Source organism: Providencia burhodogranariea DSM 19968, assembly GCF_000314855.2.
GTDB classification, from domain to species: Bacteria; Pseudomonadota; Gammaproteobacteria; order Enterobacterales; family Enterobacteriaceae; genus Providencia; species Providencia burhodogranariea.
This window is the reverse complement of the sequence record NZ_KB233223.1, coordinates 474,148-501,145: the sequence shown is the minus strand read 5'-3', so window position 1 is coordinate 501,145 and position 26,998 is coordinate 474,148. Positions and strand designations below refer to the sequence as shown.

The following is a 26,998-nucleotide window of genomic DNA, read 5'->3' as shown; positions in this document are numbered from 1 at the left end:
ATTATTTCATGGGTTTTAATCTAGCCGTGAAGTGCCTTAATACTGGCGGTTCATGTTCAAAATCAAACCCTTTCAGAGTAGCAAATTTATCTTTAAGGCCAATTAACGCATCTGCGATATAGTCCATATGATCATTGGTATACACACGCCTTGCGATAGTTAAACGCATGAACTCCATATCTGCGTATTTTTGTTTACCTGTTTCCGGATCGCGGCCTAATAAGAATGAACCAATCTCAACAGCACGAACACCAGATTCAAGATACAGTGCATTAATTACCGCTTGAGCAGGGAATTGCTCCCCAGGAATTTGTGGAACAAGCTTCTTACAATCAACAAATACCGCATGACCACCAGTAGGATATTGAATAGGAATATCCGCTTCACGTAAACGGTCACCTAAGTATTTTACTTGGCCGATACGATAGTGTAGGTACTCTTCATTAGCCCCCTCTTCAAGCCCCTGTACCATTGCAGCAATATCACGTCCGGCTAAACCACCATAGGTCACAAAACCTTCCATCGGTACACAACGCTGTCTCGCTAATGTAAAAATGTTTTCATCATTTCGAATTGCAACTAAACCACCAATATTTAATAACGGGTCTTTCTTCGCTGACATTGTCAATGCATCAGCATATTTATACATATCGAAAATAATATCTTTAATTGTCGAATTTTTATATTTAGGATCACGTTCTTTAATAAAATATGCATTTTCACAGAAACGAGCTGAATCCATTACCACAAAGATATTGTGTTCTTTTGCTATTTCATAAACTTCTTTTAAATTAGACATTGCAACTGGCTGTCCACCAGCACTATTACAAGTAATAGTTGAAACAATTGCGACTATATTATTATCACCATATTTTTCGATATTATCTTTCAGCTTTTTAATATCAAAATTACCTTTCCAATCATCATACGTTTCAGAGTCATACGCTTTTTCGGTAACAACATTAATTGCTTTACAGCCATTTAATTCAATATGGGCAGCAGTAGTATCAAAATGAAAATTAGAGATAAATACAGGGAGATTAACTCTACCTTTCTGTTGTTTAACTTTCAATAATACCGGAAATAACATATTTTCAGCACCGCGTCCTTGGTGGGCTGGGATGGTGTAATCATAATCAAACATCTCTTTAATTTTATTTTTTAAATCATAATAGTTACGAGATCCCGCATAGGCTTCATCACCAGTGATCATTGCTGCCCACTGGTGGTCACTCATAGCGTTAGTACCTGAATCAGTCAACAAATCAATATAAACAGCGCTACTCGGTAATAAAAAAGGGTTATAACCGGCTTCCTTTAATGCCGCCTCACGCTCTTCTCTTGTTGGAATACGAATATTTTCAACCATTTTAATACGGAAAGGTTCTACGATTCTTTTAGCCATAATAATACCTTTGATTTTTAATTAAATAATATGAAATCATATGAAATATATAACCTATTATTAACAAATTAATTATTTGATAGAAAACCTAAGGATTACTTATGAGATAAAAGTTAAAAGAACATCGATATTAAACCATTTTTTCATATACCCCCCTTGATAGCAATAATTAATTAAATGCTATAATTCCTCAATTAAGGAATTAGTACAACAGCTAGTATTATGTATATAACAGGCAGCTAAATATTATAATCACCATTATCATATTCCTGCATCCACATCACACTATTAACTAACTTAGAAAAAACAATTTGACCAACATCACAATATAAACAAACTATATCTCACTAATATTTAACAATTATAATAATAACTAGGCTGATTAATTAAACTTAAGTAAATCTAATTTATTTTAATATTTCATTGTGTATTTACTATATTTAATTCATCTAATCATATGAACGTTTTATTTAAATTCCCTACATAGCTCAATCTCCTTTATATCATTTCAATTATTTGACAGATTTTATTTTAACTATATTTATAAAATATAATCTAGTTTAGATATTTCTAAAAAATTATTAGATATATATTTATTTAAACAGCATAAATCTAGAAATTCAGCATAAATACCCTTTTATATAATATGGTTATTAAGGTTGGAATGCAGATACTATCCATTTACTGCATGAATTTAACGCTTTAATAACATAGTTGATTGTACTTTTTCATAGAAAAGCTGAGTGTAGTAAATGCCATTTCTTAGTTAATAACACATAACACATGCGCCATTTGAAACGGTATTAATCGCTCACAATGAGATAATCAATTATGACATTACAAGCACCTGCGGTTACAACATTCGGCTCCAAAAGAACGACGTTTAAAGTTTTACTGATTTGCTGGATGAGTATTTTATTTGAAGGCTATGATGTTGGTGTGATGGGAGCAGTATTACCAACACTAGCAGAATACAGGCAATGGGATCTTTCACCTTTAGAACTTGGCGCATTAAGTAGCTATGCGCTAGTGGGTATGTTTTTTGGTGCTTTTATTATTGGTACGTTAAGTGAACTTTATGGTCGGCGTCTCATGTTACTTCTGTGTGTGACTCTGTTTTCATTAACGATGCTAGGTGCAGCACTTGCACCAACACCTTGGGTTTTTGGAATAATGCGTTTTATTGGTGGAATCGGATTAGGCGGCGTAATTCCTGTAGCCGCAGCATTAACAATCGAATATTCACCACCTGAAAAACGCTCTTTTAATTACGGTATTATGTATTCAGGTTATTCTCTTGGTATCCTCAGTGCTGCATTAGTTGCTATTTGGTTATTGGAGCAATTTGGTTGGCGTAGTGTCATTGCATTTGGCGCTCTACCATTATTACTCATTTGGCCAATGGCTCGTATTTTACCTGAGTCCTTAGAATACCTTTCAAATAAAGGATTACACTCTCAAGCTAAAGATCTCGCACAAAAACTCGATATGAATTATCAAGCTCCAACTAAACAAGAACAACCAAAACAAAGCCTCAAAGATATTGTATCCGTTGTCTTCGCATGGAAGCACTTGCGAGCAACGACTTGTTTTTGGGTTGCTTTATTCTGTGGCATGCTGCTTGTTTATGGATTAAATACTTGGCTACCTTCTATTATGCGTAAAGAAGGTTATAATTTAGGTTCGAGCCTTACTTTCCTAATTGTATTTAGTTTAGCTTCTGCACTAGGTGGGTTATTCTTAGGAAAAATTGCAGATAAATATGGTGTCAGAGGTTCAGTTTCATTCTTCTTTTTACTCGGTGCGATTGGTGTTGGTGCGCTGGTATTTAAGCAAAATATCTTTGTAAATTATCTATTAGTCGCATTTGCTGGTGTTGGTAGTATTTCAGCAGCTCTAATACTCACGGGCTATATTGCAAATTACTATCCAGCCAATGTACGAGCTTCTGCTACGGGTTGGGCGCTAAGCTTCTCACGTATAGGCGCAATGTCAGGACCAATGTTTGGTGCATATATTGCTAGCCTTGGTATTGCGAGTAGTTGGAACTTTATTGCTTTTTCCATTGTCGCAATTATTGCTGCATTAGCGGTATTCCTACTGCCTAAAAAAACATAATCACGATGAATAATCATCGATAAAAACGGGCTTATGTCCGTTTTTATCGTTATTTAATATCCAGAATAATTCAACTAAATTCGTTAATTGAAATAACCGTAACATAATATGTGACGTATTTAGATAATTAAAAAACATTATTATAAATTCAAAATATGAATAAAAAATGCCCTTTAACTTTGATTAAAAGTGATTTTTCGCAGTGTTGAGCGGCTCTTACCTAGTTCACTAGACGGCGAGCCACTCACACTGATTAAAATACGCGCAATTCGCATAAAAATCGACCTCCAAAGATCAACCGCCCCTAGTAAAGCGGTCATTTACTGTTAAACTTGTGCAGGCTGCAGATAAGCCCCACACAAACCGGAGATTATGAATTTCCTCTAACCTTTATTATCACTGACACCGATTAAATAATTACGATGACCTCACAACCGGCATACAAACAAATTCAATCTTATATTTTGCGCAGTATTGATTTAGGTATTTTTAAACCTGAAACACAAATACCAACAGAACTAGAGCTATGCGCTCAATTTAATGTAAGCCGAATGACAGTCAATAAAGCTATTTCTGAGCTCAGTCAAAAAGGTATTCTTAGCCGTAAAGCAGGCAAAGGAACATTTGTAGCCTCGCTAAAGCATGAACTTCCTGTTACCAAAGCTTTTGATATTTTCGATGAGATATCATTGAGTGGTAATAAATATAGTGGTCATCAATTACAACTAAAAGTAATAGCAGCTTCAGCAGAAATTGCATTACAGCTTGATGTCATGGAAGGTAGCGATATTGGCTATTGCAAAGTATTACACTTTGAAAATGATATTCCATTAATGCTTGAAGAACGCTATGTAAATCATGCTATTGTGCCTGATTTTGTTAAGCAGCAATTTGGTGATACTGAAACACCCAGTGGCTATTTACAACGGCATTTTCCTGTTAGTGAAATGGAACACATGATAGAAGTAGCCTTATCGACCAAAGTCATAGCTCAATCACTGTCAATTAAAGAAGGATCTCCTTGTTTACAGCTTAGCCGTCGTACTTGGACTGGTACAACTTTGATCAGTTATGTCAATATGGTAACTGCGGGGTCTCGTTACAAATTAAAACTGCATTCTCGCATAGATAATTCGTGAATTGTTTGTAAATACGACTTAATCAGCAAACCAATAAAAAAAGGGGCAATTCTGCCCCAAAGCGACTGATAAAGCTTTAAAAACATCCGTATCAACAAACACATCTATTCCATTCGTACATCACAACAAAATGATTTCACATCCCTTGATAAATAGGACCTTCACCACCCTGTGGAGCCGTCCATCTGATGTTTTGTGTCGGATCTTTAATGTCACAGGCTTTACAATGCAAACAGTTTTGCGCGTTGATCTGTAATTTTTCTTGCTCTTTTTCACCGACTATTTCATAAACACCAGCAGGACAATAACGAATTTCGGGTGCAGCATACTTAGATAAATTCACATTAATAGGGATATGTTTATCCCGTAATTGTAGATGGCAAGGCTGCTCTTCTGCATGGTTAGTGTTTGATAGAAAGACAGAAGAAGGCTTATCAAATGTCAAAATACCATCTGGTTTTGGATATTTAATCGGTTGAAAATTTTTAGCCTCTTTTAATACTTCATGGTCGGATTGTTTTAATTTCAGTGTCCACGGAGTGCGGCCTTTTAACAAAAATTGTTCAGCGCCAAATAATAACGAACCAAAATATAGGCCTTTTTTCATATAAGGCTTAAAATTTCGTGTTTGGTATAGTTCATCATAAAGCCAGCTTTGTTCAAATTTTTGCTGATATTGAAGCTTAAACTTAGCATCATCAATATTTTCATTAGTGATGGAGTCAAAAAAAGCTTCAGCAGCAAGCATTCCACTTTTCATCGCACAGTGACTACCTTTAATACGAGCTGCATTCAAAAAACCCGCATCATCACCAATCAGAGCCCCACCGGGGAAACTAAGTTCAGGCAATGCAGCTAATCCGCCAGCAACAAGCGTTCTAGCACCATAACTCACCCGCTCACCGCCACTTAAAAAAGTACTAAATGAAGGATGTGTTTTAAGGCGTTGAAATTCATCAAATGGTGATAAATAAGGATTCTCATAATTAAGCCCGACGACTAAACCGACAGCAACGAGATTATTGCCATAATGGTAAGCGAAACCACCGCCATAGGTATCATTATCTAAGGGCCAACCAATAGAATGGACAACTAATCCAGGTTGATGTTGCTCTTTTGGGATCTGCCAAATTTCCTTTAAACCAAGGCCATAAGTTTGTTTACCGCAATTAGCAGATAAATCAAATTGCTCAATTAACTGTTTACCTAATTGCCCACGACAACCTTCAGCAAATAGCGTCATTTTTGCCAGTAAATTCATACCCGCTTGGTAAATCGACGTTGGGTTACCTGATTTATCAAGCCCCATATCACCCGTTGTAACGCCTATAACAGAACCTGATTGATCATACAGAATCTCTGTCGCAGCAAATCCAGCAAATACATCAATACCTAGTTGCTCTGCTTCTATCGCTAATGCCGAGCAAACTTGCCCAAGACTACCAATCAAATTGCCACTATTTTTTAAACTTGCAGGTAACAATGCTAATGGCAACCGACTAGCTTTATGCGGTTTTAACCATAGAAAACTATCTTCTGTCACTTGGGTTAATTGGTTAGAGACAATTTGTTGCCAATTCGGTAATAATTCATCAAGCGCGCGAGGATCAATAACGGCACCCGACAAAATATGAGCACCAATTTCTGCGCCTTTATCTATCAAACAGACAGACAGTTCGGTCTTTGTTTCTAACGCAAGTTGCTTTAAGCGTATAGCTGCTGATAGCCCTGCTGGCCCACCACCGACAATCAGGACATCAAATTCCATCGATTCCCGCTCGGGAGCCCCATTTATATTGACACTATTGTCGATAGTCATGATCAACTCCCTTATGCCAGCGCTTTATCGAATTCAGGTAAGATCTCAAACAGATCGCCAACGATGCCATAATCCGCGATTTGGAAAATAGGTGCATCCGGATCACTATTGATTGCAACTATCACTTTGCTTTCTTTCATTCCGGCAATATGTTGGATAGCGCCTGAGATCCCCACTGCGATGTATAGATCGGGTGCGATAATTTTACCCGTCTGCCCAACTTGGTAGTCATTCGGTACATAGCCGGCATCAACTGCGGCTCTTGAAGCCCCAATAGCTGCACCTAGCTTGTCTGCGATTGATTCTAACAGTGCGAAATTTTCCCCAGAACTTAGCCCTCGACCACCCGATATTACAATTTTTGCCGAACTTAACTCAGCACGACTGACTTGAGTTAATGACTGGCTTTTGAGTTGAGCTAATTGGTTCAGACCACTAACTGAATGTTTTTCAATTGCGACAATATCTGGTGTATCTACGGCAGCTAAAAATGCCGAACTACGTATTGTCAATACAACCTGATGGCCATTATTCTGTACTGTAGCGAGCGCATTACCTGCATAAATTGGACGGATAAAAGTTTGTGCATCAATCACTTCTGTAATATCAGAAATTTGAGCGATACCTAGTGTCGCGGCTACCCGTGGCGCGATGTTTTTACCAAATGTCGTTGCGGGGAAAATTAAATGGCTATAATCCTTGGCTATGGACACTATTGCATCTGTCATTGATTCTGCGAGTTGATGGCTAAGTTCGCTGCTATCAATGAGGATAACTTTTTCAGCGCCCCCTATTTTTGCTGCAAGTTCCGCTATTTTTTCACACTGATGACCAGCGACTAATAAATGTAGATAGCCTTGACCTGCTAGCATTTGCTTCGCCGCGGTCACACTGTGATAGGTTGAAGATTTGATAGTTTGATTGTCGTGTTCTACCACAACTAATACTGATAACTGGTTCATGATAATTCTCCCTAATTAGATCGCTTCTTTCGCTTGTAGCTCACTGACTAATGCATTCGCATCATTAAATAGTGTGCATTGGCCTGTCCGTTTCTTTGGTTCACTCACCGTCAATATTTTTACTTGCCCTAACGGTGAGAAACTCATCTGTGAAATATCGTGTATTTCAAGAGGCTTTTTCTTAGCTTTCATAATATTAGGAAGAGTTGCATAGCGAGGTTCATTCAAGCGTAAATCTGTTGTGACAACCGCAGGTAAAGGTAAAGAAAGCGTTTCTAATCCGCCATCAATTTCACGAGTGACCAGTAACGCAGAGCCTTCTATTTCAATTAAAGAAGCAAAGGTTGCCTGACTGCATTTTAGTAATGCTGATAACATTTGCCCGGTTTGGTTACAGTCATTATCAATTGCCTGCTTACCAAGTAAAATTAAATCAGGTTGCTCTGCAAACACTATTTTTTGTAATAAACGTGCAATATCAAGGGGTTCTAAAATCATATCAATCGGTATTTGAACCAAAACAGCGCGATCGGCACCAATTGCCATTGCACTGCGTAATGTTTCTTGTGAGCTAATATCGCCAATTGAAACGACAACAACTTCACTTGCCTTACCTGATTCTTTTAAACGCACAGCTTCTTCAACAGCAATTTCATCAAAGGGATTAATTGCCATTTTAACATTCGCTAGTTCGACACCAGAGCCATCTGCTTTCACACGAACTTTAACGTTATGATCGATAACCCGTTTAACAGCCACTAAAATTTTCATAATCACTCCTAATTAATCTCTACCAGACCGTATTTTTAGGCTGAGAAAAGACCTAGCGGTGAATTATTCACTGCTATAATTGCCATATTTAAAATAGTTTCTGTATTCCGTTCTTTCAGCTATCCGACTTACATACTCTTGTATATTCATCGGATAGCGTTGTGGAACATCTAGATATAATTCAAATTACTTTGTGTATATCAGCCCTAATTATTTTTATTTTAAATTTATTTTTACACATATTATTTGAAGTGAATTTTATGGATTAGACGATGGTAATATCAGCCTATCCGCGACAGACATTGGCCATTTTTTAATTGCAGCATAATAGATAATGCTCGTCGCAACTAATCCTACTATCCATGAAATATCAACCCCACCTAACATTTCAACAAAAGGCCCAGTATAAAAACCTGTCGCAATAAACGGTAATTGAATCACCACACCCACAATGTAAGTGATGATGCCAACTTTATTCCAGCGGCCATAACGCCCGTTGGGGTTAGATAACTGAGGTACGTCATAGCGGCCTTTAGTGACCCAATAGTAATCAACTAAGTTGATAGCACTCCAAGGTGTAAAGAAAGCTAATAAGAACAGCAAGAAAGCTGAAAACAGTTTTAGGAATGAATGTTGCCCAGCTAAGCCTAAAATGGTCGAAAAACTCACCATAAAAATAATAAAGAATAACCGTTGCCCACTAGAGATATGATGCTTACCACGAAAACCACAGAATATCGCAGCCATCGACATAAAGCTGCCATACGCATTCAATGCTGTAATCGTGACTTTACCAAAGAAAATACTGATATAGAGTAATGCAGCAATAAGGCCTGTACTACCAAGCCCAACAATATAAGAGACTTCATTACCAGCAAATTTACTTCCAGCGAGTGCCGCTGCAAATACACCAAGGATCATTGATGCTTGAGTACCAATTACAGTGCCTGAACCCACGGCTAAGAACGCTTTGATTGTTGGCGTTTTAGTCGGTAAATAACGTGAATAGTCAGCAACATAAGGACCAAATGCAATTTGCCAAGATGCAGATAATGACATTGCTAATAAAAAGTTAGTCCAGCTGAAATGACGATTTTCTAACAAAACCGACACATCATTCATATAAAACAGTCGGAAGAAAAGATAAAAGAAAGCAATAACTCCGACAACGCTAGCGACTTTACCTAAAATATGAATAATACGATAACCACAGATAGTGATCGCAATAATGACAGCACCAAATATTAAAATACCAATCCAATCACTGACATGAAGCAACTGCCCAACAGCCTGGCCCGCGAGTACCGTTCCACTTGCAGAGAAACCCACGTACATCATACATACTAAAAGAATCGGGATAACCGCACCATATACACCAAACTGAACTCGGCTAGATATCATTTGAGGTAAACCTAGTTTTGGCCCTTGTACCGCATGCAATGCCATCACAGCTCCCCCCAATAACTGGCCGATAAATAAACCAATTAGAGACCAAAACACATCACCACCAAGTACGACGGCAAGTGCTCCAGTTACAATAGCGGTGATCTGTAAATTGGCACCAAACCAAAGTGTAAATTGACTTGCTAAGGTGCCGTGTCGTTCAGACTCTGGGATATAGTCAATGGAACGTGCTTCTATTAATGGAACATTCTCCTGCCGATTTTTTTTATCTGCGATTATTTCGTTTGAAACTGTCATGGTAACTCCTCTTTAAGCAAGGCTGGCTTAAAGAATGGACCAATTTGTCATCATGGTTGCTGTAAGGTACAGCCATCAGACGCTAAGTCGGGCTCTATTTTAGCTATTATTACCGACATACTTCAGTTATATAATCTGTATAGTGAATACAACGCCGCTATTGGTTACCTAAGCTATATATTGATATATCTCAGGATTTCGTTGTAAGTTCTCTACAGGTTATTCGAAGTTTTATTGGTGTATAAAGTGCCCGTCATTAAAAATTGAAATACATTCTTAAACCTGATTGTTGTTGTGTTTTTAATTCCATGATCCTGTTGTCAGGCCGTTAATTTTATTGCAGTTTTTACTCATGTTGAGTAGACGCCTGTCCGTCTACCTATACTGTCTTATCTCACTATTAAACGGCATCTAAGACCGCGCGTGAGATAATGATCTTTTGAATTTCCGAAGTACCTTCAAAAATTCGTAAAATTCTTGCATCACGTACATAACGTTCTAGGGGTAGATCTCGAATATAACCATAGCCGCCATGAAGCTGTAATGCAGCATCTGTGACAAAGCCTGCACATTCCGCAGCAAATAATTTAGCCGTTGCTGATTGCAAACTAAAACGTTCACCCGAATCACGGCGTTCTGCTGCATGCCAAGTCAGCAAACGAGCAGCCTCTAGCTGAGTATGCATATCCGCAATACGCCATTGAGTACCTTGATAAGCGGCTAATGGCTTTTTACCTATTTGACGTTCTTTCACCCAAACCAAAGCACTTTCCATCGCCGCACGAGCAATGCCTAATGAGCTTGCAGCAACTTCCACACGCCCTTTATCCAGCACTTCCATCGCGGTATGAAAGCCTTTATTTTCTTCGCCAAGTAATGCCGATTCTGGCAACCAACAATTTAGTGCTAATTCATAAATCGTACTACCGCGTAACCCCATGGTTTTTTCTGGTGAAGAAAATTCAACTCCTTCAGTTCCTTTAGGGATCATGAAGGCACTGATACCTCGAGCACCAGCTTCAGGGGCTGTTTTAGCATATAACACAATGAAATCAGCCTCTTTAGCGTTAGTAATATAATGCTTATTACCTCGAATTCGCCATCCCTCTTTTTCACGCGTGGCAATCGTGCGCATATCTGCTGGATTTGAACCCGCAGCTGGCTCTGTTAAGCCAAATGCGCCAAGCATTTCACCACCTGCTGCTTTGGGTAACCAATGCTGTTTTTGTTCTTCTGTTCCACCAATAAAAATAGAGTCTGTTGCGAGAAAGTGGGCCGTTAACGCAGATGATGTCGATGCACAGGCAGCAGCTATAGCTTCAACAATCATACTCATGGCTATACTACTAATACCAAATCCACCATATTGCTCAGGTAAGTTAATTCCCCAGCAGCCCATTTCACCTAGCGCACTCAAACTTTCTGCACAAAAAGTTTCGGTTTCATCATAACGTTGTGCATTCGCTTGCAGAATATCTCGGCACACTTTTTCAACAGCATCTACAATTGCCTGTTCTGTTTCATCTATTTGAAAACTCATTGTATTGTCTCCGCGCTTTTAGTTGTTTTTATTGCCGGTTTATAAATACCATTCGCTTCACCCAAGTTAGGCGCTCTTTGCGTAACATGAGGTTTTAGTCCATTAAAAAAAACAGGCTGAGAAACTAATGGTGTACCACCATCATCGAGGTATGTGAGAACTTGACGAACTTTCGCATTCTCACTCTGTGTTGCCTGTTGTAGGTTATGAATCGGTGAAGCAGGAACACCTGCGTTTAACAATAGATCACAAACTTCTTCAACTGTTTTGTGTGATGTCCATTGCTCGATTTCCGTTCTAAGCTCAGCTTGATAGCAGGTTCGTGTCGGGTCATCTTTATAGCGAGGATCATCACGAAGTGTCGGCTGCTCGATACATTCACAAAAACGTTGGAATAGTTTTTCACTTGCAATCGCTATTACAACCAATCCATCTTTCGCCTGATAAGTATCAAATGGTGTCGAAACTGGATGACGATTACCCACTAAGCTGGGCGCTTTGTCATTCGCAAATAAATTGGAAAGCCCGGTTAATTGCATACTGAGTAAAACATCAACCATTGCCACATCAATATATTGTGCACTCTCTTGGCGATATTCTCTTGCAAACAACGCACTGCTAATCGCCCATGCCGCAAACAGGCCCGCACACACATCACCAATCGATTCACCACAACGAGTTGGCCCTGTTTGTTCAAATCCAGTAACACTCATTAGACCTGACATTGCTTGTGCAACAATGTCATAGGCCGGGTAATTGGCTAGAGGACTGTTCTGCCCAAAACCTGAAATACTGGCATAAATGAGTTGAGAGTTATGTTGTTTTAAGCTTTCAAAATCAATGCCAAGCCTTGCAGTGACACCCGGTCGAAAATTTTCAACAACAACATCGCTCTCCTTTACTAATTGATAAAGAATAGCGCGATCGGCATCTGACTTTAGATCTAGTTCAATACTGCGCTTTCCTCTGTTGATGAGCCCATAATAAACACTCTCACCATCAATAAACGGACCTAGATGACGACTATCATCGCCATGATCAGGCGCTTCGATTTTGATCACTTCCGCACCAAGGTCAGCCATCATTCCTGTACAATAGGGGCCTGCGAGTACTCGGCTTAAATCAATTACTTTGATCCCAGCCAGCACGCCTTGTCTTTTTTGAATTGGCACAGTATTCATATCCGTGTCCTTATGAATGACTAAAATAAATCGATCTATTTATTAGGGGCTGTTGGCCTTCGCTGCTTATTTTTAGCTTAAGTAAAGACTGTTAATTCGAATAAGAACTGACCTTTAAAGGTCAATAGCCCCTAGGCCGGAAAAGACGCTACTTCACCATAGGCAAATTAAGGCCCTGCTGTTTTGCACAGTTAATTGCGATGTCATAACCAGCATCCGCATGGCGCATAACCCCAGTTGCTGGGTCATTGTGTAAAACGCGAGCTAAGCGTTTATCCGCAGCCTCAGTTCCATCACATACAATCACAACGCCTGCATGCTGCGAAAAGCCCATACCAACACCACCACCATGATGCAAACTGACCCATGTCGCGCCGCCTGCCGTATTCAATAATGCATTCAGTAACGGCCAATCAGAAACCGCATCTGAACCATCTTTCATCGATTCTGTTTCACGATGTGGGCTCGCTACCGATCCTGAATCTAAGTGATCACGCCCGATCACGATAGGCGCTTTTAGCTCGCCAGTTTTCACCATCTCATTAAAAGCACGGCCTAATCTTTCGCGATCTTTCAATCCCACCCAGCAGATACGTGCTGGTAGACCTTGGAATGCAATACGCTCACGGGCCATATCCAACCAATTATGGAGGTGCTTATCATCAGGGATCAGCTCTTTGACTTTTTGATCTGTTTTATAAATATCTTCCGGATCACCCGAGAGTGCTACCCAACGAAATGGACCGATCCCTTCACAGAATAGAGGGCGGATATAAGCAGGTACAAATCCAGGAAAATCAAAGGCATTACTAACATCTTCATCTTTTGCCATTTGACGAATGTTATTACCGTAGTCAAATGCTGCTGAACCTTTCTTTTGCATAGCAAGCATGGCTTCAACCTGAACAGCCATAGTCTTTTTAGCCGCTTTAGTGACTGCAGCAGGCGCACTTTGCTGTTTTTCACGCCATTCGCTTAATGTCCAACCTTGTGGCAGGTATCCATGAATGGGATCGTGCGCACTGGTTTGATCGGTAACTGAATCAGGGATAATGTTACGTTTAACCAGCTCACTGTAGATATCTGCGGCATTTCCAAGTAAGCCAACAGAAACTGGCGTTCCGTTACTTTTGGCTTCTTCAAGATATTGCAGAGCCTCATCAATCGAAGTGGCTTTTTTATCGACATAACCTGTTCTTAAGCGAAAATCGATACGGCTTTCGTCACACTCAACTGCAATCATGCTAAAACCAGCCATTGTTGCTGCAAGTGGCTGTGCGCCCCCCATTCCACCAAGACCCCCCGTTAAGATCCAACGACCCGCGGGATTGCCATTAAAGTGTTGTTTTGCTAAAGAAATAAACGTCTCGTAAGTTCCTTGCACAATCCCTTGCGAGCCAATATAAATCCAAGACCCCGCCGTCATTTGGCCGTACATCATCAGGCCTTTTTTATCTAACTCGTTGAAATGATCCCAATTAGCCCAATGTGGGACAATATTTGAGTTAGCAATTAATACGCGAGGGGCATCTGGATGAGTAGGGAAAACACCAACCGGTTTACCTGACTGCACGAGCAAGGTTTGATCATCTTCAAGTGTTTTTAAGACATCTAAGATCTTGTCATAGCATTCCCAGTTACGAGCTGCACGACCAATACCACCATATACCACTAAGCTCTGTGGATGCTCAGCAACATCCGGGTCAAGGTTATTTTGGATCATGCGGTACACGGCTTCAGTCAGCCAGCTTTTACACGTTACTTCACTGCCGTGCGGTGCACGGATAACACGTGCAGAGTCAGTACGATTTAACATTGGTATATCCCCCTATTCACCCATTTAATTTAACACTTCAATAACAATCAATGATATTTATAATGAGTCATTGTTTTTTCACTGATAAACTCACCGTTTAAAAATCTTACAAAGACACTTAAAATTCAATAAGTTAAAATTCCATCACTGCTGATTTTTTATCATTTAAAACTTATCTGTTTACGTCCACCCTTTAAATATATATACATTTAATTCACAAAGTATATACATTTAAATTTGAATTTTTATACAAAGATTAGAGAAAACGGTGGGTCATTAGCTATACAACAAACAGTAGATTGCTGTTTATCCAACAGATGTTGTATATACAATTGGTTTTGTAAACAGAAACAAGTAAATAGCCGAAATGCGAGGGGCTTCACATTACTAGAATGGGTTAAAATTATCAGGGGGGATAGCAATAAAGTCTCTTTTATGAATTATTCTTAAAATGAATAAATAGTCATAAGAACAGTGGAAGTAACAGAACTGTTGAGCCATATTGCAAAAATTTGCTCAATCGTAAATCAAGAATATCTTGTTGGCATATGTTCCCATGATTTTTGACGGTGCCTTTCATAAGTTGCGAATATGATAAATCATCCTGTCGTGTTATTTATGCAAAAAATAATACCAACATGACTAAATTGTAATGTTATTGTCACTATTTATAATAAATATTTTTGTAATATAACCCTGAATTGACAAACATAATAAAATATTAATAAAGGAAATAGAGAAATGAAAAAATACTTATTATCAGCTATTTGTTTATCTGCCATAACTGTGCCAGCGCTTGCCCAAGCTGCAGATACTTTAAGTGTCCATATTCTTAATCAACAGACAGGAAAACCAGCACCAGGAGTTAAAGTCACATTAGAACAAAAGCAATCTAATAATTGGAAAGTTTTAAATTCAGATAAAACAGATAAAGATGGTCGCATAAAAAAATTATGGCCAGATAATATAAAAACTGAAATCGGAGAATATAGAGTTACATTTAAAACAGGAAACTATTTTTCAGATAATAAACAAAATAGTTTCTTTCCCGAAATTCCTGTTGAATTCAACATCAGTAATACAGAAGAACATTATCATATCCCGCTATTATTAAGCCAATATGGATATTCAACTTATCGTGGTAGTTAAAATAACATCAATAGTTAGTCATTATGTTTATCAGTAGCACTAATCATATAATGAATGGACTAAAATAATATTAAATGGAAATTATATCTTATATTTTTATGTAGCATATAGAGCATATCTATGTCCTCCAGTCAGTATTATCTAAATATGATATTCATTTAAAATTAGTGAATAAGTTAGCAACTAAAACGCTTGTTCAATGCCATACATACAGATGGAAAATTTGGTGTAGCTTCAGTCGTAGATGGGTAGGTAATTAAGTTGTCGTCATGAGAGATAATAATGTAGGCCTACATAATATAATCGCCTCACAACGTAAAGCATGCACATCTCTATCAACTAAAACTGAAACAAGTACACTAATGAAAAAGCTCAATCAGATACTGAATCAAGTAATTTAAATACAACAAATGAATTACTTTTACTCAGTGGTGATGTTTCTGTTAAATATAATAATGGAATCATTGGAGCTATAGATTTAGCGGGTATGGAAGGTTTAGAATTTGACGAAAAATGTACAATTCAATCAATCCGAAATATAGAAGTTTTAATTATTAACGAAGTATCTTAATATGAATAATATTAAAAAATCACTTTTAGCTTCAACTTTATCTATTATCTCTTTTGGTCGTTTTGCAGAGACTATCTCATCTTGGGGAACAACCGTTACCTCAGCAGAAGAGAAAAAATCTAAAATAACAGAAGAGTCCGGATCAAAATATAAAATAATTACAGCTCGCATGGAAAATTATGACTCTGTAACAGCCACATTAACAAAATAAAACACAATTATAATTTAAGATATAAATCAATAATATTATCGACATTTCTAATAATAGAATAATTTTTTTATGTAAATAAGATAATATATTTTAATTATCTATATTTATTTACATTTTATATTTAATTAAATAACGAGTTATAAAAATTAAAACGCCCAATATAAATCAGTTAAATATTGGGCGTTATAAATAATAGCTAGCCGCCTAAATATGCACTGCGTACTGCTTCATTTGCCAATAATGCTTTCCCGCTATCTTCTAATACAACATGTCCGTTTTCGAGTACATAACCTCGATCTGCAAGCTTTAATGCCTGATTCGCATTTTGTTCGACGAGGAAAATGGTCATACCTTCTTCACGTAGCCGCAAGATAGTATCAAAGATTTGCATAATAATAATCGGTGCTAAACCTAAGGATGGCTCATCAAGTAACAGTAATTCAGGCTGGCTCATCAATGCTCGCCCAATTGCTAACATCTGTTGCTCACCACCAGACATCGTTCCCGACCGCTGACTGCGTCGTTCTTGTAAGCGAGGGAATAACGTATAAACGCGCTCAATCCGCTGCTGATATTGCTGACGAGTGGCAAAAAATCCCCCCATTGCCAAATTCTCTTCAACTGTCATGCGAGAAAATACCCGTCGACCTTCCGGTACAATAGCAATATCTTCACGCATAATTTTGGCTGTCGGTAACTGCGTGATATCCACATCACGGTAGAGGATTTGCCCTTCTGATGCACGAGGATCGCCACAAAGCGTACTGAGCAGAGTCGTTTTGCCTGCCCCGTTAGCGCCAATCAGCGTCACTATTTCCCCTTTTTGGATATTCAAACTAACCTGATGTAACGCTTGAATTTTCCCATAATGGGCAGAAACTTGTTTAAATTCTAACATCAGTAAGCTTCTCCCAAATAAGCCTTGATCACATCAGGATGCTGACGAATTTGATCAGGCGTTCCATTTGCCAGTGGCGTTCCTTGGTTTACGACATAGATCCTATCAGAGATCCCCATCACTAACTTCATATCATGCTCAATCAACAAAATAGAGACTTGATGATGAGATCGAAGCTCGGCGATCAACTCATCAAGATCGTTAGTTTCTTTGGGATTTAATCCCGCAGCAGGTTCATCTAGCATTAAGATCTCCGGCCGCGTCACCATGCAACGTGCTATTTCTAATCGGCGTTGCTGACCATAGGCCAGGCTGCCCGCTTGACGGTTAGCAAACTGCAATAAATCGACTCTTTCAAGCCATTTAACGGCGTGATCTATGGCTTCTGACTCTGCTCTACGAAATGCAGGGGTTTTTAGTAATCCAGAAAAAATCCCGCTTTTTAGATGCTGATGTTGAGCAACTAATAGGTTCTCAATCACCGTCATCTCTTTAAACAAGCGTACATGCTGAAAGGTACGAATAACACCAAGGCGAGCAATAGCCTGCCCAGTCAGACCTTCTAAGTGCTTTTCACGATATAAGATTGAGCCACCCGTTGGTTTATAAAAGCCAGTCAAACAGTTAAAAATAGTCGTTTTACCTGCGCCGTTAGGACCAATTAATGAAACAATCTCACCTTGGTTCAAGGTAAGTTCGACATTATTGACCGCCAGCAAGCCACCAAATCGCATGGTTAAACCACTAACTTGTAATATCGGGGTTAAAGATGTACTCATGCTTTTTCCCCTTCACTATCTATTTGGTCTGTCTTTTTCAACTTCATTTGGCGGCGTTTCATTGGTAATAAACCTTGTGGACGCCAGATCATCATTAAGACCATCAAAGCACCGAGTAATAGCATGCTATAAGCATTAAGATCACGCATCATTTCTCGTGAAACGACCAATATAATCGCCGCCAAAATAACCGATGTTTGAGATCCCATACCACCGAGAACGACGATCGCAAGTACAAAGGCGGATTCAACAAAGGTAAATGATTCAGGGCTAATAAATCCTTGGCGTGCCGCGAATAATGTTCCAGCAAAACCCGCAAAGGCCGCGCTGATAGTAAATGCGGTCAGTTTGATCCGAGTTGGTGACAAGCCTAAAGAGCGACAGGCAATTTCATCTTCCCTTAATGCTTCCCACGCACGTCCCAGAGGCATACGGAGTAATCGATTGATCACAAACAGCGTTAATACAACCAATAGCAGCGCAACAAAGTACAGGAATATGATCCTATCGCCTGCGTTATAGTCTATGCCAAAGAAATTATGGAATGTATCCCAACCATCCTTCGCTGTTCGACTAAACTCCAGGCCAAAGAAAGTCGGCTTAGGTAATTGACTGATCCCATTTGGCCCCCCTGTGATTTCAGTATTATTAAGCAGTAAAATACGGACAATTTCACCGAAACCTAAAGTCACAATCGCTAAATAATCCCCTCGTAGCCGTAGCACAGGGAAACCAAGCAAGAATCCCGCAAATGCTGCAGTTAGGCCTGCAATGGGTAAGCTCTGCCAGAAACCAAACCCGTAATAGTGATTAAGTAATCCAAAGGTATAGGCACCAATCGCGTAGAACCCTGCATAGCCTAAAACCAACAATCCTGAAAGCCCCACAACTACGTTCAAGCCAAGGCCTAGCATCACATAGATAAGTGTCAGTGTTGCGATATCTACGCTACCTCGGGAAACCACAAAAGGCCACGCAATAGCCGCGATAATAATAACGATGGCAAGAATTTTTTGCCTAGCCGTCGAGCCATCAAAATCAGGGATTGCCCATGATTTTGTGGGAACACCTTTCCACACTCTTGCAAGAGATGGGCGTACTAACTGAAAAATAAAAATAATGGCAATGCCTGCAAAAATCCAATTCCAACGAACTGAATCCCCGCTTGTGACCACTAATTTTGTACCATCAAGCGTGAGTTGTAATCCCATCATAAACACGGCGAGAATAAAAAAAGTTACCGAAGCGACAATCGCATTAATCCAATTTTCTTTTCTCATACCTTTTCGACCTCCGGACGTCCCAGAATGCCGGTTGGCATGATTAGTAATACACCAATCAATAACCCGAATGACACAACATCTTTATATTCAGTGCTTAAATAAGCTGATGTCATGGCTTCAGCAACACCAAGGATCAAGCCACCTAACATGGCTCCCGGTATGCTGCCAATTCCACCAAGTACTGCCGCTGTAAAGGCTTTCATACCTGCCATAAAGCCAATATATGGGTTAATAACACCATAAAATTGACCAAGCAGAACCCCAGCTACCGCAGCCATGGTTGCACCAATCACGAAAGTTAATGAAATAACACGGTCGGTATTAATACCGAGCAAACTCGCCATTTTTAGATCTTCAGCACAAGCACGACAAGCCCTTCCCATACGCGAATAGCGAATAAATAAGGTAAGAGCCAACATAGACAGTAACGTCACAACCCAGATAGTGAGCTGCATTTTAGTAACTGTTGCCTCGAACCCATCACTTTCGCCTAACACCCATTGGCCAGTGATCAAGCTAGGCAGTGCTAAATCACGTGAGCCTTGTGAAAGGCTGACATAGTTTTGTAGGAATATTGACATTCCGATCGCGGAAATAAGCGCAATCAATCTTTTGGAATGACGAACTGGCCGATAAGCTACACGCTCTATACTCCAACCATAAGAACTGGAAACCACGATTGCCGCCACAAATGCAGCTGCCACAAGGATCCAACCAATATCAATGCCTAACATCATCAAGCCTGCGATCACAATGAAGGAGACATAGCTACCTATCATGTATACTTCGCCATGGGCAAAGTTAATCATTCCGATAATGCCGTAAACCATTGTGTAGCCGATAGCGATCAACGCATAGGTGCTACCTAATGTTAAGCCATTAAGAAACTGTTGGATAAAATAAAGAATTTGATCTGACATACGACTATCCTTTCATACTACTGACTCTCTATATCCCCGTCATACTTAAAGCTGCATCGTCACTGACTCTATCTCGTAATCTAACTCATTGACTTAGTAGCGATATCTTCACTGATAGTCTACATACAACTGTGTTTATTCTGGGTATTGAGAGCATAAACCGAGAGTCAGCAAGCTCACTCTCGGTATCTGTCTCTATTTCGGCAATAACGGCTATTTCACCGCAGTTGACGTGCCATCTGCATGCCACTCAAATACACCGAATTCAAAGCCTTTCAGATCGCCATTAGGCTGCCAAGACAAAGATCCCATTACAGTATCAACTGGATTAGCCTTCAGATCTTTGGCGAGATCTTCTGGTTCACGACTGCCCGTACGCTCCATTGCTGTCGTCAGCCCTTGAATTGCGGCATAAGTTGTCCAAACAAATGGCCCCGTTGGATCTTCTTTTTTCGCTTTAAGTGCATCCACAATAGGTTGGTTAGTTGGTACTTGATCATAGCGTTTAGGTAGAGTCACCAACATACCTTCAGAAGCATCACCAGCGATATTTGAGAGTGAAGAGTTACCAACGCCTTCAGGTCCCATAAACCGTATATTAAGACCCGACTGTTTTGCCTGACGTAAAATCTGTCCCATTTCTGGGTAGTAGCCACCAAAGTAAACAAAATCAACGTTCTCTTTTTTCAATTTAGCGACGAGAGCAGAGAAATCTTTATCACCAGCAGTCACACCTTCAAACATCACTTCTTTGACACCTGCTTTATTCAAACTATCACGTACTGAGCGCGCTAAACCTTCACCGTATTGCTGCTTATCATGAACAACTGCAATACGCTTTGGCTTGATTTCATCAACAATATATTTAGCCGCAGTTGGCCCTTGGTCTGAATCAAGACCAGTTGTACGCATGATCAGCTGATAACCACGAGTGGTTAAGTCTGCATTTGTTGCAGCAGGAGTGATCATGATAATACCTTCATCTTCATAGATGTCAGATGCTGGCTGTGTAGAAGAAGAGCAAAGATGGCCAATAACATAACGAATACCATCGTTGATCACTTTGTTAGCGACGGCGACAGCTTGTTTCGGATCACAAGCATCATCATATTCAACAGCAACAAGAGTATCGCCATTGATACCGCCTTTAGCATTAATATCAGCAACGGCTTGACGAGCGCCCATAAATTCCATATCACCATACTGGGCTACAGGCCCTGACATAGCACCAACAACTGCAATTTTGATCTCTTTAGCCCAGACCGATTGGCTAAATGCCATCGCGATACAACCCGCTAATAATGCTTTATTCATTTTTATCATTCTGCCGTCCCTATCTATGATTCTGAGTGTTTGTGTTTGGTTTTTTGTAGATTATTATGATTATTAGTTAGTAAGGATTGAGACTTATTATTCTTGAGTTACATGCAAGCAATAAGAAAAACGATCCATAAATTATAAATAAACCATATGAGTCAGCTAGTTGAGAGTTATCCACTTACATATAACTTGAAGAATGACTGGTATATTTTAAAAAAATAGCGAATAACGCTATAAATTTCATAACATTAAACAAGATAATTATGCTAAATAGCAAATGGATAAGGTAGGTAATTACATCATAAGCAGAATAAAAAACTAATGTTATTACGTAGGTTTTAGATAAATGATAGTGTTATATTCTAGTTAAATTTAAATTAATCCGAGCTAAACTCGGAATATTAATAGCGACGAAATCTTTATCTCTAAAATCAAAAAATCGGTTATGGATCACTCTGTCGACAGGAGTGACTGAAAAATAAGTAAGGAAATAGATAAAAGCATCATGAAACTTACCATTATTCCTTTAGTTGATCCTACTGATCAACAATATCTTGACCTGTACAAAATCTGGCCAGACCAGAGTCGAAATCAAATAAAAACTCTGCTATTTTCAGGGCAAAAATTTTATGCCGCACGCTTTAATGATCGGTTGCTCGGAGCCGCTAAAATTCAGATAGATCAATATCAAGGGACTATTTATGATTTTTTGGTACGTGACGTGACCCGACGTAGAGGTGTTGGATTGTATTTACTTGATGAAATTTTCCACCAGCAGCCTCAAGTGACGCATTGGTTTTTTAGCTTACGCGGTGTGTCTGAAGAAGAAAGACCCGTGTTGGTAATGTTTCTTTTAGCTTGTGGTTTTACTACGACACAAGATAGCAATAAATGGGAAAAAAAGGCCTAACTCAATGAAACTAAAACGAATCCATCATATTGCTATCATTGCTTCTAATTATGCCGTCAGTAAACACTTTTACTGCCAAATTCTTGGACTCACTTTACTAGAAGAACATTATCGACCAGAGTCAGATTCATGGAAGGCTGACCTTGCCCTTGAAGGCTTGTATCAAATTGAGTTATTTAGCTTTCCAACCCCACCAACCAGACCTAGTTACCCAGAAGCATGTGGTTTAAGGCATCTGGCTTTTAGTGTGGATGATCTCGATAAGTGGATCGATTACTTAAATCAACAAGGTATCATCTGCGAAGCACCTAGAATCGATCCTTATACACACAGAAAATTTACTTTTTTTGCTGATCCTGATGGGCTACCTTTAGAACTATATTGTGATTAGAAATTAAGAAAGGTTTGTTTATAGATAAAAATTTAAGTTACCTATTAGAGCAGCAAGCGAAGCTTTATTAATCAAAAAATCGAGAAGTATAGATAACTATATGACTCGAATGATGAGCTTCGCCTGCACATATATCTAACAACAGCTCAATGTGTAGGAAATAAATAATTGCGAATAAGAATAACAAAAAACGAAGAACTTAATATTCTTCTTCGTCTTCTTCCATTGCCGCACGTAATTTTTTCATTGCGTTTTTTTCGAGTTGACGAACTCGTTCAGCAGACACACCGTATTTATCGGCTAATTCTTGTAATGTTGTCTTGTTATCATCATCAAGCCAACGAGCGCGAATAATATCTTGGCTACGCTCATCAAGTGAGTCTAACGCGTCACTAAGGCGGTCAGTTGCATGACTTTCCCAGTTATCATCTTCGATAGAGCCTGCAAAGTCAGATGATTTATCTTGTAAAAATAGTACTGGTGCAACCGACTGCGTGAAATCACCGCTATCATCGTCGTCAGACATATCAAAGGCCATATCTTGAGCGGACATACGTGATTCCATTTCACGCACATCTTTGGTGCTCACACCCAGCTCTTGCGCAACCATATCAACTTCTTCCTGATTGAACCAACCAAGACGCTTTTTGTTTTTTCTCAAATTAAAGAATAATTTACGTTGAGATTTTGTTGTCGCAACTTTTACAATTCGCCAGTTACGTAGAACATATTCATGGATCTCCGCTTTGATCCAGTGAACAGCAAAAGAAACCAAGCGAACTCCAACCTCAGGGTTAAAGCGGCGTACCGCTTTCATCAGGCCAATATTTCCTTCCTGAATTAAGTCTGCTTGTGGTAACCCATAGCCTGCATAGCTGCGAGCAACATGAATCACAAAACGTAAATGGGATAAAATGAGTTGCTTTGCCGCGTCTAGATCACCATGGTAATGCAGCCGTTCAGCAAGTTCTTTTTCTTCCTCAGCGGTGAGCATAGGGTAGGCATTGGCAGCTCGCATATAAGCTTCAATACTTCCTTGCGGAACAAGTGCTAATGATTGCATATCTTTGGTCATGCAGATCCTCTTTGAAAAATAAAGAAAAAGAGATTATTTGATGATAAAAAATGAGACTGTTAACATATAGTCTATCAGTTCTATTGAGTTAAATATATTACACTTGTGCTGTAAAAGCAGGTCAAAGTAAGACAAATGATGATAATAAAAGTTCCGTTTTATTCATTCATCGGCACGGCAAGCTGCCGTACCGATGAATACCTGAATTATTCAGGTGTAAAATGGCGCAAATGTTGAACCGTGGCAAGCCAAGCAGCAACCCAGCCGATCATTGCTGACAATAAAATTACCAGCAATGACTCTTCCCATAATAGCCCTTCAATATGAAATTGCGTGCCAAATACACTTGCCACTTGAGTAACAACATCCGACAGTTTCCATACCAGCAAAGATGACATTATCAGCGAAATCACAGCACCAAGGGCGCCCATGAAGAGGCCTCCATGTAAAAATGGCCGCATAATAAAACCATCTGTCGCGCCAATCAATTTCATAACATTAATAGTATCTCTACGAGCAAAAATATTTAGCCGTACACTATTACCAATTACTAAAAAGAGGGAGACAATCATCAAAATGCCAATAACTGAGGCAACTTGCCCGACAAGCTGTGTCAATGCCGCTAGACGAGAAAACCAACTATCGTCCATACGAACCTCTTCAATACCATTAACTTGGCTTACTCTATCGCGCAATGTGGATAAAACATCCGAGCTTTGGAAATTGAGTTTTGGTGTAATAATCGCCACTGCCGGTAGTGGGTTTTCTTCAAGCATATCTAATGCTGTACTAAAACCAGACCAACTACGAAATTCACTCATTGCTTGATCTCGAGATAAATAATTTACATTATCAACGCCATCAAGCGCTTGCAGCTGTGTTACTACGTTTTGACCACCTTGTTCATCTAAGGATTTATCCAGATAAACTGTCAATTGTGGTGTTGGGTACCATTGTTCCGCTGCTTGAGATACGTTTTTCCACACGATATAACAAAGGCTTGGTAGAGCAAGCGAAATTGCAATCACCATTACTGTTAAGAACGTTGCAAGAGGCTGCCTTAGCATATCAGCTAACGTATTTAACCAAGCATAACGCCATTGTTCACGCCATCCACCTTTTAACGCCTTACTTTTTGACTGCATCGGGCGTTCAGGCTTTCCTCTACGGACATTCTTAGCCATGTTGACCTCCGATCATTCTTCCTTCGCTCAGAGTCAGTACACGGCAGCTGCGTCGTTCTATAAGTGCAACATCATGGGTTGCCATTAGAACTGTCACACCAACACGGTTAAACTCTTCAAATAAACGCATGATCCCTTCGGAGAGTTCCCAATCGAGATTTCCCGTAGGCTCATCGGCCAGTAACATTGTCGGTTTATTGACGACAGCTCGTGCAATTCCTACTCGTTGTTGCTCACCACCCGATAGTTGGATCGGAAGATTTTTCGCTTTATCGAGTAAACCCACCTTATCCAATGCTGCGGAGACTCGTCTGCGAATATCCTCTGAACTCGCACCTGAAATAATCAAGGGCATCGCGACATTGTCATAAACTGTTCGATCAAATAACAGATGATGATCCTGAAAAATCATCCCGATTTGTCGACGCAAAAACGGGATCTCCCGATTTTTTAGGCGACTAATATCGTGCCCATTAAAGAGTATATGCCCTGCGCTTGGTCGCTCAATACCACAAATGAGTTTGAGTAGCGTACTTTTACCAGCACCTGAATGGCCAGTCAAAAAAGCCATTTCCCCAGGCTGTAGATGAAAATCTACGCCTTGGAGAGCTTGCCGACCACCACGATAAGCTTTACTGACGTGTTCAAAGCGGATCATCGAAAATTATTCCTCTCGGGCAAATAGAGCCTCAATAAAGTCATCTGCTTTAAATGGACGTAAATCTTCAATACCCTCACCAATTCCGATATAACGAATAGGAATACCGAATTGATCAGCAATGGAGAAGATCACTCCACCTTTCGCTGTACCATCGAGTTTAGTCAATGTAATACCTGTCAGACCTACGGCTTCATTAAAAAGTTTCGCCTGACTGACAGCATTTTGTCCAGTACTTGCATCCAGCGTTAACATGATTTCATGTGGTGCTTCTTCATCTAGCTTTTTCATGACGCGGACAATTTTCTTCAGCTCTTCCATCAAATGCGCTTTATTTTGCAGGCGTCCTGCGGTATCAGCTATTAGAACATCAACACCTTTTGCTTTAGCTGATTGAATCGCATCAAAAATAACAGAAGCTGGATCAGCGCCAGTATGCTGTGCTACAACGGGGATTTGGTTACGATCACCCCAAACTTGTAATTGCTCAACAGCTGCAGCACGGAAGGTATCCCCCGCGGCTAACATAACGGTTTTACCTTCTGATTGATATTGGCGAGCTAATTTACCGATGGTCGTCGTTTTACCAACACCATTAACTCCAACCATAAGAATAACATAGGGTTTTTTGTCTTCAATGACCAGTGGTTTATCAGCACCAGCTAGAATATGAGACATTTCTTCACGCAACTTACCATATAACGCTTCTGCATTTTTCAAGTCTTTACGGCTTGCGTGTGCCGTCAGGTTATTAATAATTTTACGTGTCGTTTCAACGCCTACATCCGCAATCAGCAGTTGCTCTTCTAATTCATCAAATAAATCATCATCGATTTTCTTGCCAGTAAACAGGCCAATAAAACCCGAACCTAAATTTTGACGCGTTTTTAATAAGCCTTTCTTCAAACGGCTAAAGAAACCTTCTTTTTTCGGTTTCTCTTGTTCAATTTGTTTAGATTCTTCGGCTTTCTCACTAAAAACTTCATCACGTAAAGCAATAATATCTTGAGCTTCTAGCTTAGCTTGCTCTTCCGCTTGTCTTTGACGTTCAGCTTCTTTTTCTGCCAAACGAATGGCTTCTTGACGATCATGCTCGGCTTGCTCTTCAGCCGCTTTAATTGCCGCTAGCTCAGCTTGACGTTCGCGTTCCGCATGCTCCTCTGCTAAACGAAGTGCTTCTTGACGATCATGCTCGGC

Annotated in this window: 23 protein-coding genes; 6 read left to right on the top strand and 17 right to left on the bottom strand. The window is 39.6% G+C overall.

The genetic code is table 11. The annotated features are described in order from the left end of the window. Position 1: 1 nt before the first annotated feature. Positions 2 to 1,405 carry a tryptophanase gene (locus tag OOA_RS12900; protein ID WP_008912593.1) on the bottom strand — a complete coding sequence of 468 codons (1,404 nt, stop codon included), beginning with the start codon at positions 1,403 to 1,405 and terminating at the stop codon, positions 2 to 4. Positions 1,406 to 2,236: 831 nt separating this feature from the next. Between OOA_RS12900 and OOA_RS12895 the strand changes: the two genes are divergently transcribed. Beyond that, a complete protein-coding gene (locus tag OOA_RS12895; RefSeq protein WP_008912592.1) occupies positions 2,237 to 3,523 on the top strand; it encodes an MFS transporter in 1,287 nt (428 codons plus the stop codon). A gap of 422 nt (positions 3,524 to 3,945) precedes the next feature. Continuing rightward, positions 3,946 to 4,662, top strand: a complete 717-nt coding sequence (locus OOA_RS12890) for a UTRA domain-containing protein (protein WP_008912591.1) — start codon at positions 3,946 to 3,948, stop codon at positions 4,660 to 4,662. Between the two features lie 136 nt (positions 4,663 to 4,798). On the opposite strand, the gene OOA_RS12885 is transcribed toward OOA_RS12890, so the two are convergent. The 7 genes from OOA_RS12885 to hutU form a co-directional block, all read right to left on the bottom strand. Next, positions 4,799 to 6,481: an electron transfer flavoprotein-ubiquinone oxidoreductase gene (locus OOA_RS12885; RefSeq protein ID WP_008912590.1), complete on the bottom strand. Its 1,683-nt coding sequence runs from the start codon at positions 6,479 to 6,481 to the stop codon at positions 4,799 to 4,801. A gap of 11 nt (positions 6,482 to 6,492) precedes the next feature. Further along, positions 6,493 to 7,443, bottom strand: coding sequence for an electron transfer flavoprotein subunit alpha/FixB family protein (locus tag OOA_RS12880; RefSeq protein WP_008912589.1), 951 nt, complete (start codon positions 7,441 to 7,443; stop codon positions 6,493 to 6,495). A 15-nt stretch (positions 7,444 to 7,458) separates the two neighbouring features. After that, on the bottom strand, positions 7,459 to 8,214 hold the full coding sequence (locus tag OOA_RS12875) for an electron transfer flavoprotein subunit beta/FixA family protein (RefSeq protein ID WP_008912588.1): 756 nt from the start codon (positions 8,212 to 8,214) through the stop codon (positions 7,459 to 7,461). Between the two features lie 258 nt (positions 8,215 to 8,472). Further along, complete coding sequence (locus OOA_RS12870; RefSeq protein WP_008912587.1) at positions 8,473 to 9,915, bottom strand: purine-cytosine permease family protein; 1,443 nt, start codon at positions 9,913 to 9,915, stop codon at positions 8,473 to 8,475. Positions 9,916 to 10,315: 400 nt separating this feature from the next. Then, positions 10,316 to 11,455, bottom strand: a complete 1,140-nt coding sequence (locus OOA_RS12865; RefSeq protein ID WP_008912586.1) for an acyl-CoA dehydrogenase family protein — start codon at positions 11,453 to 11,455, stop codon at positions 10,316 to 10,318. After that, complete coding sequence (locus OOA_RS12860; protein WP_008912585.1) at positions 11,452 to 12,636, bottom strand: CaiB/BaiF CoA transferase family protein; 1,185 nt, start codon at positions 12,634 to 12,636, stop codon at positions 11,452 to 11,454. Before OOA_RS12860 ends, OOA_RS12865 begins: the two co-directional genes overlap by 4 nt. 148 nt (positions 12,637 to 12,784) lie before the next feature. After that, complete coding sequence (gene hutU, locus OOA_RS12855) at positions 12,785 to 14,452, bottom strand: urocanate hydratase (RefSeq protein WP_008912584.1); 1,668 nt, start codon at positions 14,450 to 14,452, stop codon at positions 12,785 to 12,787. A 741-nt stretch (positions 14,453 to 15,193) separates the two neighbouring features. Between hutU and uraH the strand changes: the two genes are divergently transcribed. Further along, positions 15,194 to 15,601 carry a hydroxyisourate hydrolase gene (gene uraH / locus OOA_RS12850; RefSeq protein WP_008912583.1) on the top strand — a complete coding sequence of 136 codons (408 nt, stop codon included), beginning with the start codon at positions 15,194 to 15,196 and terminating at the stop codon, positions 15,599 to 15,601. 572 nt (positions 15,602 to 16,173) lie between these two features. After that, entirely contained in the window at positions 16,174 to 16,383 is a 210-nt protein-coding gene (locus OOA_RS12845; protein ID WP_008912582.1) for a hypothetical protein, read from the top strand. A 196-nt stretch (positions 16,384 to 16,579) separates the two neighbouring features. On the opposite strand, the gene livF is transcribed toward OOA_RS12845, so the two are convergent. The 5 genes from livF to OOA_RS12820 form a co-directional block, all read right to left on the bottom strand. Beyond that, on the bottom strand, positions 16,580 to 17,281 hold the full coding sequence (gene livF, locus OOA_RS12840) for a high-affinity branched-chain amino acid ABC transporter ATP-binding protein LivF (protein WP_008912581.1): 702 nt from the start codon (positions 17,279 to 17,281) through the stop codon (positions 16,580 to 16,582). After that, positions 17,281 to 18,060 (bottom strand): high-affinity branched-chain amino acid ABC transporter ATP-binding protein LivG, encoded by a 780-nt coding sequence (gene livG / locus OOA_RS12835; RefSeq protein ID WP_008912580.1) that lies wholly within the window; start codon positions 18,058 to 18,060, stop codon positions 17,281 to 17,283. Before livG ends, livF begins: the two co-directional genes overlap by 1 nt. Continuing rightward, a complete protein-coding gene (locus tag OOA_RS12830; protein ID WP_008912579.1) occupies positions 18,057 to 19,340 on the bottom strand; it encodes a high-affinity branched-chain amino acid ABC transporter permease LivM in 1,284 nt (427 codons plus the stop codon). Before OOA_RS12830 ends, livG begins: the two co-directional genes overlap by 4 nt. Beyond that, a complete protein-coding gene (gene livH / locus OOA_RS12825) occupies positions 19,337 to 20,263 on the bottom strand; it encodes a high-affinity branched-chain amino acid ABC transporter permease LivH (protein ID WP_008912578.1) in 927 nt (308 codons plus the stop codon). The genes OOA_RS12830 and livH overlap by 4 nt, the downstream gene beginning before the upstream one ends. A gap of 213 nt (positions 20,264 to 20,476) precedes the next feature. Next, on the bottom strand, positions 20,477 to 21,586 hold the full coding sequence (locus OOA_RS12820; protein WP_008912577.1) for a branched-chain amino acid ABC transporter substrate-binding protein: 1,110 nt from the start codon (positions 21,584 to 21,586) through the stop codon (positions 20,477 to 20,479). A gap of 502 nt (positions 21,587 to 22,088) precedes the next feature. Here OOA_RS12820 and panM point away from each other — a divergent pair. Together panM and OOA_RS12810 are read left to right on the top strand one after the other, a co-directional pair. After that, the gene (gene panM / locus OOA_RS12815) at positions 22,089 to 22,493 is read left to right on the top strand and encodes an aspartate 1-decarboxylase autocleavage activator PanM (protein ID WP_008912576.1); all 405 of its coding nucleotides are present in this window, start codon (positions 22,089 to 22,091) and stop codon (positions 22,491 to 22,493) included. Between the two features lie 4 nt (positions 22,494 to 22,497). Continuing rightward, positions 22,498 to 22,884, top strand: coding sequence for a VOC family protein (locus tag OOA_RS12810; protein WP_008912575.1), 387 nt, complete (start codon positions 22,498 to 22,500; stop codon positions 22,882 to 22,884). A 199-nt stretch (positions 22,885 to 23,083) separates the two neighbouring features. On the opposite strand, the gene rpoH is transcribed toward OOA_RS12810, so the two are convergent. The 4 genes from rpoH to ftsY all read right to left on the bottom strand — a co-directional run. Beyond that, entirely contained in the window at positions 23,084 to 23,959 is an 876-nt protein-coding gene (gene rpoH, locus OOA_RS12805; RefSeq protein ID WP_008912574.1) for an RNA polymerase sigma factor RpoH, read from the bottom strand. A gap of 206 nt (positions 23,960 to 24,165) precedes the next feature. Beyond that, a complete protein-coding gene (ftsX, locus tag OOA_RS12800) occupies positions 24,166 to 25,143 on the bottom strand; it encodes a permease-like cell division protein FtsX (protein ID WP_008912573.1) in 978 nt (325 codons plus the stop codon). After that, positions 25,136 to 25,801, bottom strand: a complete 666-nt coding sequence (gene ftsE, locus OOA_RS12795; protein WP_008912572.1) for a cell division ATP-binding protein FtsE — start codon at positions 25,799 to 25,801, stop codon at positions 25,136 to 25,138. The genes ftsX and ftsE overlap by 8 nt, the downstream gene beginning before the upstream one ends. Before the next feature lie 6 nt (positions 25,802 to 25,807). Next, positions 25,808 to 26,998 (bottom strand): signal recognition particle-docking protein FtsY (gene ftsY, locus OOA_RS12790; RefSeq protein WP_008912571.1); only part of this gene is annotated, 1,191 nt, incomplete at its 5' end.